General features: G+C 44.0%; 14 protein-coding genes. 8 read left to right on the top strand and 6 right to left on the bottom strand.

Annotation, left to right across the window (positions count from 1 at the left end):
* Positions 1 to 4: 4 nt before the first annotated feature.
* Entirely contained in the window at positions 5 to 523 is a 519-nt protein-coding gene (gene tpx / locus BK126_RS03720) for a thiol peroxidase (protein WP_076311346.1), read from the bottom strand.
* 99 nt (positions 524 to 622) lie between these two features.
* Here tpx and BK126_RS03715 point away from each other — a divergent pair, with 99 nt between their 5' ends.
* The gene (locus BK126_RS03715) at positions 623 to 1237 is read left to right on the top strand and encodes a rhomboid family intramembrane serine protease (RefSeq protein WP_076312527.1); all 615 of its coding nucleotides are present in this window, start codon (positions 623 to 625) and stop codon (positions 1235 to 1237) included.
* Between the two features lie 92 nt (positions 1238 to 1329).
* Positions 1330 to 2241 (top strand): glutamate biosynthesis transcriptional regulator GltC, encoded by a 912-nt coding sequence (gltC, locus tag BK126_RS03710; RefSeq protein ID WP_076311345.1) that lies wholly within the window; start codon positions 1330 to 1332, stop codon positions 2239 to 2241.
* A 24-nt stretch (positions 2242 to 2265) separates the two neighbouring features.
* Here gltC and BK126_RS03705 read toward each other — a convergent pair whose 3' ends face one another.
* Together BK126_RS03705 and BK126_RS03700 are read right to left on the bottom strand one after the other, a co-directional pair.
* On the bottom strand, positions 2266 to 2934 hold the full coding sequence (locus tag BK126_RS03705) for a zinc metallopeptidase (protein ID WP_076311344.1): 669 nt from the start codon (positions 2932 to 2934) through the stop codon (positions 2266 to 2268).
* Positions 2935 to 2969: 35 nt separating this feature from the next.
* On the bottom strand, positions 2970 to 3398 hold the full coding sequence (locus BK126_RS03700) for a MerR family transcriptional regulator (RefSeq protein WP_076311343.1): 429 nt from the start codon (positions 3396 to 3398) through the stop codon (positions 2970 to 2972).
* A gap of 437 nt (positions 3399 to 3835) precedes the next feature.
* Between BK126_RS03700 and BK126_RS03695 the strand changes: the two genes are divergently transcribed.
* Both BK126_RS03695 and BK126_RS03690 read left to right on the top strand, forming a co-directional pair.
* Positions 3836 to 4918: a DUF294 nucleotidyltransferase-like domain-containing protein gene (locus BK126_RS03695; RefSeq protein WP_076311342.1), complete on the top strand. Its 1083-nt coding sequence runs from the start codon at positions 3836 to 3838 to the stop codon at positions 4916 to 4918.
* Entirely contained in the window at positions 4915 to 5652 is a 738-nt protein-coding gene (locus BK126_RS03690; protein WP_076311341.1) for an exonuclease domain-containing protein, read from the top strand. The genes BK126_RS03695 and BK126_RS03690 overlap by 4 nt, the downstream gene beginning before the upstream one ends.
* Here BK126_RS03690 and BK126_RS03685 read toward each other — a convergent pair.
* Positions 5638 to 6063 carry a M67 family metallopeptidase gene (locus BK126_RS03685; protein WP_076311340.1) on the bottom strand — a complete coding sequence of 142 codons (426 nt, stop codon included), beginning with the start codon at positions 6061 to 6063 and terminating at the stop codon, positions 5638 to 5640. The two genes, BK126_RS03690 and BK126_RS03685, sit on opposite strands and share 15 nt — an antisense overlap.
* Before the next feature lie 244 nt (positions 6064 to 6307).
* Here BK126_RS03685 and BK126_RS03680 point away from each other — a divergent pair, with 244 nt between their 5' ends.
* Entirely contained in the window at positions 6308 to 6868 is a 561-nt protein-coding gene (locus tag BK126_RS03680; protein ID WP_076311339.1) for a TlpA family protein disulfide reductase, read from the top strand.
* Between the two features lie 62 nt (positions 6869 to 6930).
* On the opposite strand, the gene cimA is transcribed toward BK126_RS03680, so the two are convergent.
* Positions 6931 to 8547, bottom strand: a complete 1617-nt coding sequence (gene cimA, locus BK126_RS03675) for a citramalate synthase (RefSeq protein WP_076311338.1) — start codon at positions 8545 to 8547, stop codon at positions 6931 to 6933.
* A 292-nt stretch (positions 8548 to 8839) separates the two neighbouring features.
* Between cimA and BK126_RS03670 the strand changes: the two genes are divergently transcribed.
* From BK126_RS03670 to BK126_RS03660, 3 genes are all read left to right on the top strand, one after another.
* Positions 8840 to 10120 (top strand): DNA polymerase IV, encoded by a 1281-nt coding sequence (locus BK126_RS03670; RefSeq protein WP_076311337.1) that lies wholly within the window; start codon positions 8840 to 8842, stop codon positions 10118 to 10120.
* A gap of 122 nt (positions 10121 to 10242) precedes the next feature.
* Positions 10243 to 10485 carry a ferredoxin gene (locus BK126_RS03665; protein WP_076311336.1) on the top strand — a complete coding sequence of 81 codons (243 nt, stop codon included), beginning with the start codon at positions 10243 to 10245 and terminating at the stop codon, positions 10483 to 10485.
* 99 nt (positions 10486 to 10584) lie between these two features.
* A complete protein-coding gene (locus BK126_RS03660; RefSeq protein WP_083655701.1) occupies positions 10585 to 12057 on the top strand; it encodes a L,D-transpeptidase family protein in 1473 nt (490 codons plus the stop codon).
* On the opposite strand, the gene BK126_RS29275 is transcribed toward BK126_RS03660, so the two are convergent.
* Positions 12054 to 12200, bottom strand: a complete 147-nt coding sequence (locus tag BK126_RS29275; RefSeq protein ID WP_177178625.1) for a hypothetical protein — start codon at positions 12198 to 12200, stop codon at positions 12054 to 12056. The genes BK126_RS03660 and BK126_RS29275 overlap by 4 nt on opposite strands.
* Positions 12201 to 12327: the final 127 nt, after the last annotated feature.

Here is a 12327-nt window from a genome sequence, read left to right as displayed (position 1 = left end):
TAAATTAAAGCAGTTCTTTAACAGCTGCAATCGCTGCTTCGTAATTCGGATGCTCTGACATTTCAGACAAATATTCCACATAAGTTATCTTGTCGTTAGCGTCAATGACAAAGATGGAGCGCATGTCGAGCTGGAATTCTTTGATCAGTACGCCATAAGCTTGGCCGAAAGACTTAGACTTATAGTCAGATAAGGTGATGACCTTATCAACTCCTGCTGCACCACACCAGCGTGCTTGAGCAAATGGAAGATCTGCGCTAATCGTTAGAACAACAACATTGTCGCCTAGATCAGCCGCTTCTTCATTAAAACGACGAGTCTGTGTATCGCAGACCCCTGTGTCAAGAGAAGGGACCACACTAATTAGTTTGATTTTGCCGGCATAGTCTGATAAATGTGCTTCTTCAAGCAGATTCAGATTAAGTGTAAAATCCGGTGCTTGGTCACCAGCCTTAAGTTCCGGGCCGATCAGCGTAATGGGATTTCCTTTAAAAGCGGCTACACCTGTACGTTCTTGAGTCATCTATTATGTACCTCCTTGAGATTGGTGATCTTGGACACTATCTATTATAATCTTTATAGGAAGCTCATGTCCAACACAGGACAATGGAAGGATGAGGCCATGATTTTTTTACGATATGAGAACTGGAAAGGGTATTTGCGATATTACCCAATAACTTCAATACTGCTTGCAGCGAATATTATGATGTATGTAGTGCTGTTAATTGACGGTGGGCCTAATAATGCGCTTACTCTTATGAAATATGGTGCACTGACCAATATTCCACCATGGAATGAAGAAATATGGCGTTTATTTGCTTCGATGTTCCTTCATTCTGGCTTTTCCCATTTGTTGTTCAACTGCTTTGCTCTTCTTGTATTTGCTCCGCCGCTTGAGCGGCTTCTTGGCTTCTGGCGGTACGCAATACTTTATATCGGAAGTGGTTTGGTAGGAAATATCATTTCACAGGCTTACTATAACAATTTAACGAATCCTACTCTGTCCATTGGGGCGTCGGGAGCAATCTATGGAGTATACGGTGCATTTCTCTATATCGTTCTGTTTCAACGCAACCTAATGGATGATGCATCGAGAAAAACGATCTATACCATTCTTGGGTTTGGTATTATCTTTTCACTGGGTGTGGCCAATATCAATATGGCTGCCCATTTAGGCGGACTGATCGGCGGTTTCTTCCTTTATGGTCTGATCATCAGACTGTTAAAGCGCCGTTGATTCATTCTGGTTGTCATGATACATTAAAGACATGAACTGCTTTCCATGGAATGACTTGGGATTGTTTTAAGCAGATTGGAGCGATTGATCGAGTGGAACTTAGACAGTTGCAATACTTTTTGAAAGTTGCGCAGAAAGAGCATGTAACGCAGGCTGCGGAGGAATTGCATGTAGCGCAATCCGCAGTAAGCAGGCAAATTCATCATCTAGAGGAAGAACTCGGTATCGACTTGTTCATGCAGAAGGGGCGTAATCTACAGCTAACCCCTGTCGGGCAATTGTTTTGCAAAAGAGTTGAGGGTATTCTGAAAGACCTGGATCGAGCTGTTGGTGAGGTTCATGAATTTCTGGATCCGGAAAAAGGCGAGATTCGAATCGGGTTCCCACACAGCCTGGGAATTCATTTAATTCCCACCATCGTATCAGAGTTTCGCAAACGCTATCCTAACGTTAAATTTAAGTTTAAGCAAGGGATGTTCCCGACTTTAATTAGAGATGTATTATCTGCTGAGGTTGATCTGGCTTTTGTGTCACCGTTCCCGGAGAAGCATGATCAAATTACAGGGGATATCGTATTAACAGAAGAGCTGTTTGCCATTTTACCTCAGAATCATCCTCTCGCTACAGAGGAATCGATTACCTTAGATCAACTGAGAGATGATAAATTTATTTTGTTCAGTAAAGGCTACTCGTTAAGGCCTATTGTATGGCACGCGTGTCTGGAGGCCGGATTTACACCTCGAATTGCTTTTGAGGGTGAAGAGACGGATACCATTCGAGGCCTCGTTGCGGCGGGGATGGGGGTAAGTGTATTGCCGGAGATGGCTTTATTTCAGACGAATCCGCTTCAGCCTGCAAGAGTTCGCATTAAGAGTCCAACGGTGACGCGAACGATTGGGCTCATTCACCGTAGTGATGAGAAGCTGCCGTTAGTAGCACAGTCATTTCGAACGTTCTTGCTTGACTATTTTGGACTAGACAATAGCAAAACCCCGGTCAAATAAATGACCGGGGTTCTTTATGCGGTTCTATTCGCGGTTGCTCGTAAAAATTCCAATGTAGCGAATGAGTTCAAGTAACGAAATCAGTGCAGCTGCTACATAAGTGAGCGCTGCGGAGTTAAGCACTTTACCTACACCGCGTTCTTCTTCACTTCGTACATAACCTTCTTCGACGATAATACGTCGAGCCCGGTTACTTGCATTAAATTCGACTGGCAGGGTAACGAGCTGGAAGGCTACAGTTACGGAGAAGAATATAATACCTAGACCAATCAAGTTAAATGCGTTGAAGATAAAGCCTGCCAACAGAAGAAACGGAGCAATACCGGATGCAAAATTAACGATTGGGAATATCCGGTGACGAAGCGCCAGCATCGGATAATGTTCTTTGTGCTGGATTGCGTGTCCTACCTCGTGAGATGCAACAGCTACAGCGGATATGCTTCTCTCATAATATACTGGCTCAGATAATCGGACGACACGGTGGATTGGATCATAGTGATCTGATAAGGCTCCTCTTACAGGTTCAATCGGAACATCATGCAAACCGTTCGTGTCCAGCATATGTCTAGCTACATCATAACCTGTTAAACCGGTTGAGTTATCTACTTTAGCCCATTTCTTAAATGTCCCTTGAACGCGGAATTGCGCCCAAACCGACAGTATGATGGCTAAGATCAGCAATACAAACATCATTCACACCATACCCCCATACTTCTATTAAGATGAAATTACATCATGGAGCTCTCAAGCATAATTTTTAGTGCTTCCATGCAAGCGGCACTCTTGGTAAGAAGAGCAGTGACGACTTTACGTTGTTGAGCGGGCTTCATTTCCTCGAGAAGAGGCTTGAGCTCATTCATCTCACGTTCAAGCTGCTCTACATGAATCTCCAAGCTGTTAAGCTTGCTGGTTACTTGTTCATTAGCCGAAACGTTACTCCACTTATCTAAAGAATTCTTAATCTCTTCGAGACTATATTTCTCTAGTTTCATCTGGATAATACGTTCAATTCGGTTTAAGGTTTCACTATTATATAATCTATAATTTTTTTGAGTACGCTGCTCTGGAGTAATTAATCCGAGCTTCGTATAATAGTCAATTGTACGTTCGCTGACACCGGCAGCCTTTGACAATTCACCGATTCGATACAGCTTCATATCCCCATCCCAAAACACTCACCTTTCCATATACTCTACATAAACATGATACATGATCTAGAACCATACAGTCAAACGTGACGCTTTTTCTGTGAACAGCCAGAGTGCAGCTGGATTTCGGTGGTTAAGGCTGGATCCGGAGATTAAGATGACTGCATCGCAATAACATGATTTCTTCCAAAAATGCCCTTGTCAATATATTGGTGTTCTTTTATAATTGCAATGGGAATATATTTTTCATTATATGTTATAAAAATTAACATTAGAATACACATGATTTCTTTTGTTCTTGTTTTACATGTCAAGTGGTCCCAATTATTAATACCAAATGTGTAAGCTATTCTTAGTTATATTGTCATCTTAAACACTAATTAGAACGACACCTTTTCGGCCTATCATGGTATGATGAAGAGGAACACGTCTAGGGGGACAGAACTATGGAACCTCTGAAATCTACGGGCAAAGCATTCTTATTGGATGATTTGAAGAATGTGCAATCTATTCCTGCACTGAAACAAGCTCGAATGCAGAAGCAAGAGGAATTGCAAGACCTAACAGCAATTGTATCTTTGATTGAATGGTATCAAATGGTAAATGATTTGCATGATTATATTGCCAGACAAGTCATAGAAATATGCGAGAACGAGATGGAAGCCGAAGGTTATGGGCGCCGGCCTGTCCCTTATGCATTTGTTGTATTTGGGAGCTCTGGCAGAGGTGAAGCCACCCTGTGGAGTGATCAGGACAACGGTATGATTATTAGTGACTTGCCTCATCCAGGTAAAGAGGCGTACTTTGAGGAGCTGGGCAAAAGGATATCCGATTCACTCGAAGGTGTAGGTTATGCCAAGTGTGAAGGTAAGGTCATGTGCTCGGAGCCTTTATGGAGACGTACGCTTGCCTCTTGGAAGCAGCAGCTTGCGGATTGGACGGACGATCTGAAGTGGGAGCCTGTTCGATACTTGATTATCGCAGCAGATTTAAGGCATGTGGGAGGAGACCGCACACTATCGGAGGATTTTCGCAGTCACTTTAGTCAATTGTTCCAATCCACGCCAGATCTTGCCTCAGCCGTATTGAGAAATACGGTAAAGCACAAAGCAACTTTGAACATCCTTGGACGGGTGGTAACCGAGAGATTTGGTGAGCATGCGGGCGGATTTGATATCAAATATGGCATGTATATTCCGCTTGTTAACAGTGCTCGTTACATGGCCTTGCTGAATGGCCTGAAGGATACGAATACGATTAAACGTCTTACCAAGCTTGCTAGACTTGAAGCAGTTCCTCTTCATTCAGTGGATGCATGTGAAGATGCCTTTAAAATTGCTCTGAAGCTGAGGAGAGTTACTGAGGTTGAAAATGAGAATGGGATCATTTCAAGCAGCGGCTACATTGGCGAAGAACAATTAAAACAAAGAACGATTCTGTATGAGCTTAGGGAAGGCTTGAGCACAGTGAAAAAAGTGCACCGTAACCTACAGCGACAGCTTCGATTTGTAGAGAGGAGACGCTCATGAAAGACCCGGTAAGGGGCAATAACGGTTTTTGGAACTCGTTTAGGCAGGGAGGGGTGCCCTCGGCAATCGCTTCTATGCTCGGCGCCCCTACCGCACAGCAGATGGCCTTTTTACGTTCATTGATGCGGGAGAATCGTAAGCCAGAAGCGCTTAGAACACCTTTATCGGAGCTGGATGCGGTTGTATTTGATCTGGAGACGACAGGCTTTGCGCCCCAACATGGAGACGAAATCTTATCCTTCGGTGCAGTTCGGGTTGTAGGCGGTGAGATTATTGAAGATGAGCAGTTCTATACGCTGGTCAGACCCAAAGTCCCTATACCAGAACATATCACTGAATTGACAGGTATTACACCTGATATGACTCGTGATGCACCGCCTATATTGGAGGGACTGCATGACTTTATGTCCTTTGTCGGTGGGCGTGTCCTGGTAGCTCATGCCAGCGCACATGATAAATCCTTTTTGAATGCGGCATTATGGAAGACATCTAGAGTAAGGCTTAGTCATCGGGTTATTGATACAATGATGCTGGCCAGATGGCTGGAGCCTCAGCGGAATGGATACGGGCTTGATGAATGCCTGGAATCTCGGGGAATTCCCATTCACGGAAGACATCATGCACTTAAGGATGCCATGATGACGGCTCGCTTATGGGGTTGTTATTTGGATGATATTGCCGAGATGGAGGTTCATACCCTGTCTGATTTGTATGACCATTTAAGTCATGCTTAGTGAAGATTCGTTAAGAGTCAGCTGCTCTCCATTTTTTTGGATCGTGTATCCCTTGAGCTCCATTTGTTTCTTATCGTAAGTTAGTGAGCCTATGAGGTATGCCTTGAGCAAGGTGCCATACTGCTGAAGTGATTCCAAATCCTCAGGCGAAGGATAAGGTGACGAATTAGGATGGCTGTGAAATATGCCTATCATATTGGCTGTGCCAAGCACGTGTTTCACCCAGATGCCTGGATCCAGCTCGAAATGGTGTAATGGGTTAGGTGCGGTGTTCGGTATTGGGATATATTGAAGCAGGCGAATGACATGATGCTGATCCATATGGCCGAGAAGTATGCCGCAAGCTTCATAAGGGTGCTTTTCAAAGAGATGCCTTTCCAGAGCCGTAAATACTTCTTGTGTAATAATCATCTATACTCTCCTAATGATTCGCTATCATGATATCATTTTTTTCTGATAAGGCTCCTGAGCAGGAGCTTTTTTTATTTCACCTCCATCCTTCTTTTGTCAGTTGGATTGATACAATCTTCAAAAAAAGGGTAGAATGATAAAAAATGAACAACAACCATTTTGCTTAATATACCCTTAAATGAAGCAGCTCAGGGTATGATGAGATGGATTCATGACTTTATAATCAATGAAAAGGGACGGACAAATGAAACGTAACCTATATATTATCATCGGAGTATTGCTGCTCGTTGGCATTGCAATATGGCAAGCCGGCGGAGGGAGCAGCCTGATTCAGCTTCAATCTGTTTTTCAATCAGAAGAGCCTGTGCCGACAGAAGTAGGAGCAAAAGCCGGGATGCTTGCGCCCTCTTTTCAATTAAATGGAATGGAAGAAGGCACATATAAAGTTGGCGGGAAGCGTGAAAAACCTGTGATGCTGAACTTCTGGGCCTCATGGTGTGAGCCTTGCAAAATGGAGGCGCCTACACTGAATCATCTATCTGAAACATACAAAGATGAGCTTGATATTTACGGGATTAATGTTACTAAATATGACACCGAAAAGGATGCAGCTGAGTTTGTAGATACCTTTCATGTTAATTTTCCAATACTGATGGATAAAGACGGCGCAATTTATGATTTGTACAAGGGAATGGCGTTTCCTACCAATGTATTGATTGATGAAAATGGAGTCATTCAGGAGGTCATTCTCGGCATCCTGTCCGAAGAAGAGCTTGAAAATAAAATCAAGGATTTACTGAAGTAACCCTATAGACCATGAACAGAAAGAGGCTGCTGACCATCTCAGCAGCCTCTTTTCTATCATGCTTAATGATTGACCATTCCTTGAGCCAAGGTATCCGGTTCTATAATCTCTGAGGGTACTTCGTCCAGGAGCGCATATCTAAAGCTGTCAACGAGTGCTTCCCAGCTCGCTTCAATGACATTCTCCGATACCCCAATTGTATTCCAGCCGTCGCTGAAGTTCTTTGATTCAATGAGAACTCTTACTTTGGCTGCCGTCGTATCCTTATCATCAAGCACCCGAACCTTGTAGTCGGACAAATGCATTTCCTGCAGAGAAGGATAGTATGTCACAAGAGCTTTGCGAAGCGCGTTATCCAGCGCATTTACCGGCCCGTTGCCTTCCGCTGCTGTATAGTGACTTCGACCGCCGACGCTTAATTTAACAAAAGCTTCAGATACGACGGGCTTTCCTGCCGTTTTCTCAACAAGCATTTTGAAGGATTCGAAGGTGAACAGTTCCTTGACTTCTCCATTGGCCTCCCGGATTAGAAGCTCAAGAGATCCATCTGCCCCTTCAAATTGATAGCCCTGATGCTCCATATCCTTAATTCTGTCAATCACTTGGCGGGAGTGGGAGCTGGTGGGATCTAATTCAATGCCCAGCTCCTGGGCCTTGGATATAATATTACTCTGACCGGCCAGTTCAGATACAAGAATCCGCTGCTTGTTCCCGACCTGCTCTGGGGCAATGTGCTCATAAGTACGAGAATCACGTAAAATGGCTGATACGTGTATGCCTCCTTTGTGCGCAAAAGCTGCACTGCCAACATAAGGCTGATTCACCGGCATATTGACATTGGCGATCTCACTGACATAACGCGAGACATTGGTTAGCTGTGCCAGCTTGTCTTCCTCAATACAATGATAACCTAATTTAAGCTGCAGGTTCGGAATTACAGAGCATAAATTGGCATTACCACAGCGTTCGCCGTAACCATTTATCGTTCCCTGAACATGTCTTGCCCCGGCAGAGATGGCGGCTAGTGTATTGGCAACGGCTAACTCGCAATCATTATGCGTGTGAATGCCAAAGTTCGCTTCGGGAAGATGAGATACAACGGCTCTTACGATTTCCTGAATTTCATGAGGCATCGTTCCTCCATTTGTATCGCACATTACGAGCCAATCCGCACCCGCTTCGTAGGCTCTTGTCATTACAGAGAGCGTATACTCGGGGTTATTCTTGTAACCATCAAAAAAATGCTCGGCGTCAAAAATGACTTCTAAACCGTTTCGTTTCAAATAATGAATCGAATCATAAATCATGTCCAGATTCTCTTCCAAAGTCGTCTGCAGTGCCGTATGAACATGAAAATCCCATGACTTGCCGACCAGTGTAGCTGCATCCGCACCGGATTCAATAATTCGGTTCAGGTTAGCATCGGTCTCGGCATTTCCGCCCTTCCGGCGAGTACTGCCAAAAGCAACGATCTTCGAGGTTAAACCCAATTGTTGAACACGCTTAAAAAATTCAATATCTTTCGAATTGCTTCCCGGAATTCCGCCTTCAATGTACTCAACGCCCAGATAATCGAGCTTCTTGGCAATGTTCAGCTTATCATCAACCGATAGACTAATTCCCTCCCCTTGTGTACCGTCACGAAGTGTCGTATCGAAGATTGAGATGTTCTTAGACATGTTGATCCCCCTTTGGAAGTCCACTAAAACCGTTTTTAATAATTTATTATAGCAGTTCTCACCTGGAATGTAAGATGGAAATTTGATAATTTATAATTATAAAATAATAGAATCAATTTCATAATACCTTTGGCTGCTTCAATCAAGAGTATATAGATCAAAAAGATTATTATGATTTATGAAATTGATTCAATAGATTGAAGCATCGTTGTATTATTATATAGAATGAATTTAAGTTTTATTATTCTAAAGTGAGCAGGAAATTTGATTAAATAGACAGAGGGTATGTGATGTGAACAACGTTAACGATTATTATCCTGCCAATGGACGCGTTATTTTACACGTGGATATGAATGCTTTTTATTGCTCGGTCCATGCCGCAGAAGAACCGAATATTTATGCAGGTAAACCAACGGCTGTCGCAGGAAGCAGTGAACAGCGCAAGGGGGTAATAGTCACATGTTCATACGAGGCAAGAGGACGTGGAATCAGCACGGGTATGGTGGTCAACCAAGGACTACGTCAGTGCCCTGAGCTCATGATCATTAAACCTGATTTTAATTTGTATCGAAAATACTCTAAAGCCTTCATGAGCATTGCTTATGAATATACCCCCCAGCTAGAGGCGACTTCCATTGATGAATGTTATCTTGATATTACCGGTTCCAAGCAATTTGGAACGCCGATGGAGATTGCAGAGACGATTAAAAATAGGATTAACGAGGAGCTGGGTATCCCATGTTCCATCGGAATTGCTCCGAACAAATTGCTTGCCAAGATGGCTTCAGATATGAAAAAACCAAATGGAATTACGGTGCTGCGGCTGCGGGATGTCCAGAAGAAGCTGTGGCATCGACCATGTGGTGAGTTATTCGGTATTGGCCGCAAAACAGAAGAGAAGCTGCGCAAGATCAACATCCATACGATTGGAGAACTCGCAAACGCGGAAGAGGGCTTGCTGAGGGATTACTTTGGAGTGCTCGGAACGTGGATGAAACAGGCAGCTCATGGGATTAGTGATTCTGAAGTGAGTCCGGTGCGAGAGCCAAATAAATCCATTGGCCATACGACAACACTTCCTGAGGATATCTCGAACGAAGCAGATATTAATCGTGTGCTGCTCAATATAAGTGATCAGGTGACCCGAAGACTTCGCAGGCATGGCATGATGGCAGAGGGAATTCAAATTACGATCCGCACCCCTGATATGAAGACAATGACCCGCTCTCAAATGCTGCATACCCCGACCGATCATGAGCAGGATATATATAAAGAAGCAACTTCTCTGTTCTATCGCCAATTTGGAGCAGGCAAGCCGCTTCGACTGCTCGGGATTACACTTCACAGTTTAATTCCAAAGAGTGAATCCGCCGTGCAATTGGATCTGTTCGACTATGAGCAGCAATTCAAGCGAGAGTCCTTAACCCATGTTATGGACGAGCTTCGGAACAAGTTCGGAGAGAATGCAGTATTAACTGCGGGCATGTTAGGTAATGACCCTTCGGTGCTGATCAGAAACTATAAGGAACGTGGAACTTCCTTGCAAAAAGACAATCTCCCGAGACCAGAATAGGGTGGATTATAAGAGGTATAATAACCCAAAATGATTTGTATTTGTTTTCACTTTGTATTAATATGATTGTTAGCATAGTTGAACCTACTGTTTGGTGTTAATTAATAGGAGGCAGAGAAGAAATGGCTAAATATACTTGGGTAGAGAAAGATACATGCATCGCTTGTGGAGCTTGTGGAGCGACTGCACCTGATATCTACGACTACGACGACGAGGGTCTGGCGGAAGTTATCTTTGATGGTGATTCCAACCGTGGAATTATTGAAATTCCTGAAGATCTTCATGATGATATGCAAGATGCTTGTGATGGTTGCCCTACAGACTCCATCAAAATTGCGGACGATCCTTTTAACAAGGAAGGCTAATATACGTCCTTCATTTAAGGCCTGATACCGATGCGGTATCAGGTTTTTTTTGTTTTATCCGATATATCATTCATAACCTATATCAAGGGGAGATAAGACATGCGCATGCCGCACGATCTGAAATCCTACGTTCAGAAGCATCCGGATAATCAAATGGCCTGGTATCTGCTGGGGAAGGATTATGAACGATCCGGTCAGACAGCGAAGGCTAACTATTGCTTTGAACGTTCAGGAGGAGTATATGAAGCTTTTGAGCACAGCAAAGCCCCTGCCCAGGTGTGGATCGAATATCAGCATAAGCTCATGCAGTTGGAACAGCAGCGAAAAAAACAACAGTTCAAGCGCAGATCTGCGGCTATAATGTTATGGCTGTTGTTGCTTGGCATTGTTCCTTCAGCGATGGCACCTGATGCCATGAATATTGACGTTGTTACAGAGCCTGCAGATGAATCATCACCTGAACAAGGACTTGAAAGTATAGATTACACCGATGAGCAGGGTGCAGCACATGAATCTGAAGCAGTTGAGGCAGGTCCAGAACCACCTGTGTTTACGGGAATTCCCCTGATCAACGACGAGATTACGGATGAAGCTGCAGGCAGAATGATGAATCAGCTGCGACATACGGATGCAACAATTATAACGCTTGGTCTGGAGCAGGAGAATGAATTTCTCTTATGGGGCACTTCGCCTGCAAAACCTCTGATGTATCAATTCCGTAGTAACGGGGAGGGTGAAGTGACGAGTCAATCCTTGCTGCCCGAGTGGTGTAAATGCACGCCTGATGATCTTAAGGGTCTGTCTGCAAGTGCCATAGAGTGGGGACAAAAAGAAGAGCAGGCGATCGCTCTACGGAGTGCAATAACAGCATACAAACAGTTAAATGGTGTGTATCCGGAGCGTATCGAGCAGTTAATGAAGCCTTTTCCGAATAATCACATTGGCGGTGTAAATTCTCCTATGCGGGAGCTGTATCCGGAGATGCTGGGTTATATCCAATCTCTTGCAGGAGACTACAGGGATTCTGAGTCTGATCCTACCATCGGAGAGAGGTCCAGCGAAGACGGGCCGTTACTGCCCAGCTTTGAGGATACCTATGGCGGTGAACCTTATATGAAGGAAGCTCTTTCTATCATTGTAAATAAGGAGACCCATCGATTGACGCTGCTGAGCGGAAGCATCGTATTACGAAATTATGAAGTTGGCCTAGGAGGCAATAAAACTCCCGAGGGAGATTTTGTTATATCAGACAAGGTAGTGAATCCGAATGGACGTTCAGACGGTGAATTCGGTACAAGAGGCATGCAGTTGTCAGATACGGATTATGCGATTCATGGCACGAACGATCCGGGAAGTATCGGGCTTGATGAATCCTTGGGCTGTATACGCATGCATCAAGAGGATGTAGAAGAATTGTTTGCGCTTGTACCGCCAGGTACTCAGGTTACGATTAAAGACAGCGCCAACACTCCAACACAAATCATCGCTCCGGAACAGGCCGGGGACCGATTTCAGCCAGAGCTTGTCCCCGGACAGACGAATCCGGACAAAATATATCACTGGCTCAATTAAGAGGTTGTCATTTCTCCGATAATAACGAGTGCAACAATGAGAATGATGAGCAGCAATACACTGAGTGCGGTCCATAAAACAGCCTTGCGGTTCACTTCTTCTTTTTTCTGCTGTAATGAGGGCTTCTGACGTTTGGTTGCCATGTAAGGGGAATCTCCTTTCTCGTATTGGAAAAATGTTAACAGACGTTTAAATACATAAGTTTCTACGTTTAAAATGGATGGTATACTTCATTGTAGTCAATTTACTGAGTATTTTCAAAGCTGCGTT

Origin of the sequence: Paenibacillus sp. FSL H7-0326 (assembly GCF_001955535.1) — a bacterium.
GTDB classification, from domain to species: domain Bacteria; phylum Bacillota; class Bacilli; order Paenibacillales; family Paenibacillaceae; genus Paenibacillus; species Paenibacillus shunpengii.
Note: the sequence above shows the minus strand (reverse complement) of the source record. Positions and strands in the feature narration are given on the sequence as shown.

What these genes read in the sequence shown, in the direction of transcription:
- tpx (WP_076311346.1), bottom strand. Translation starts at nt 523, where the DNA reads ATGACTCAAGAACGTACAGGTGTAGCCGCTTTTAAAGGAAATCCCATT.
- BK126_RS03680 (WP_076311339.1), top strand. Translation starts at nt 6,308, where the DNA reads ATGAAACGTAACCTATATATTATCATCGGAGTATTGCTGCTCGTTGGC.
- BK126_RS03685 (WP_076311340.1), bottom strand. Translation starts at nt 6,063, where the DNA reads ATGATTATTACACAAGAAGTATTTACGGCTCTGGAAAGGCATCTCTTT.
- BK126_RS03665 (WP_076311336.1), top strand. Translation starts at nt 10,243, where the DNA reads ATGGCTAAATATACTTGGGTAGAGAAAGATACATGCATCGCTTGTGGA.
- cimA (WP_076311338.1), bottom strand. Translation starts at nt 8,547, where the DNA reads ATGTCTAAGAACATCTCAATCTTCGATACGACACTTCGTGACGGTACA.
- BK126_RS29275 (WP_177178625.1), bottom strand. Translation starts at nt 12,200, where the DNA reads ATGGCAACCAAACGTCAGAAGCCCTCATTACAGCAGAAAAAAGAAGAA.
- BK126_RS03695 (WP_076311342.1), top strand. Translation starts at nt 3,836, where the DNA reads ATGGAACCTCTGAAATCTACGGGCAAAGCATTCTTATTGGATGATTTG.
- BK126_RS03660 (WP_083655701.1), top strand. Translation starts at nt 10,585, where the DNA reads ATGCGCATGCCGCACGATCTGAAATCCTACGTTCAGAAGCATCCGGAT.
- BK126_RS03715 (WP_076312527.1), top strand. Translation starts at nt 623, where the DNA reads ATGATTTTTTTACGATATGAGAACTGGAAAGGGTATTTGCGATATTAC.
- BK126_RS03705 (WP_076311344.1), bottom strand. Translation starts at nt 2,934, where the DNA reads ATGATGTTTGTATTGCTGATCTTAGCCATCATACTGTCGGTTTGGGCG.
- BK126_RS03700 (WP_076311343.1), bottom strand. Translation starts at nt 3,398, where the DNA reads ATGAAGCTGTATCGAATCGGTGAATTGTCAAAGGCTGCCGGTGTCAGC.
- BK126_RS03690 (WP_076311341.1), top strand. Translation starts at nt 4,915, where the DNA reads ATGAAAGACCCGGTAAGGGGCAATAACGGTTTTTGGAACTCGTTTAGG.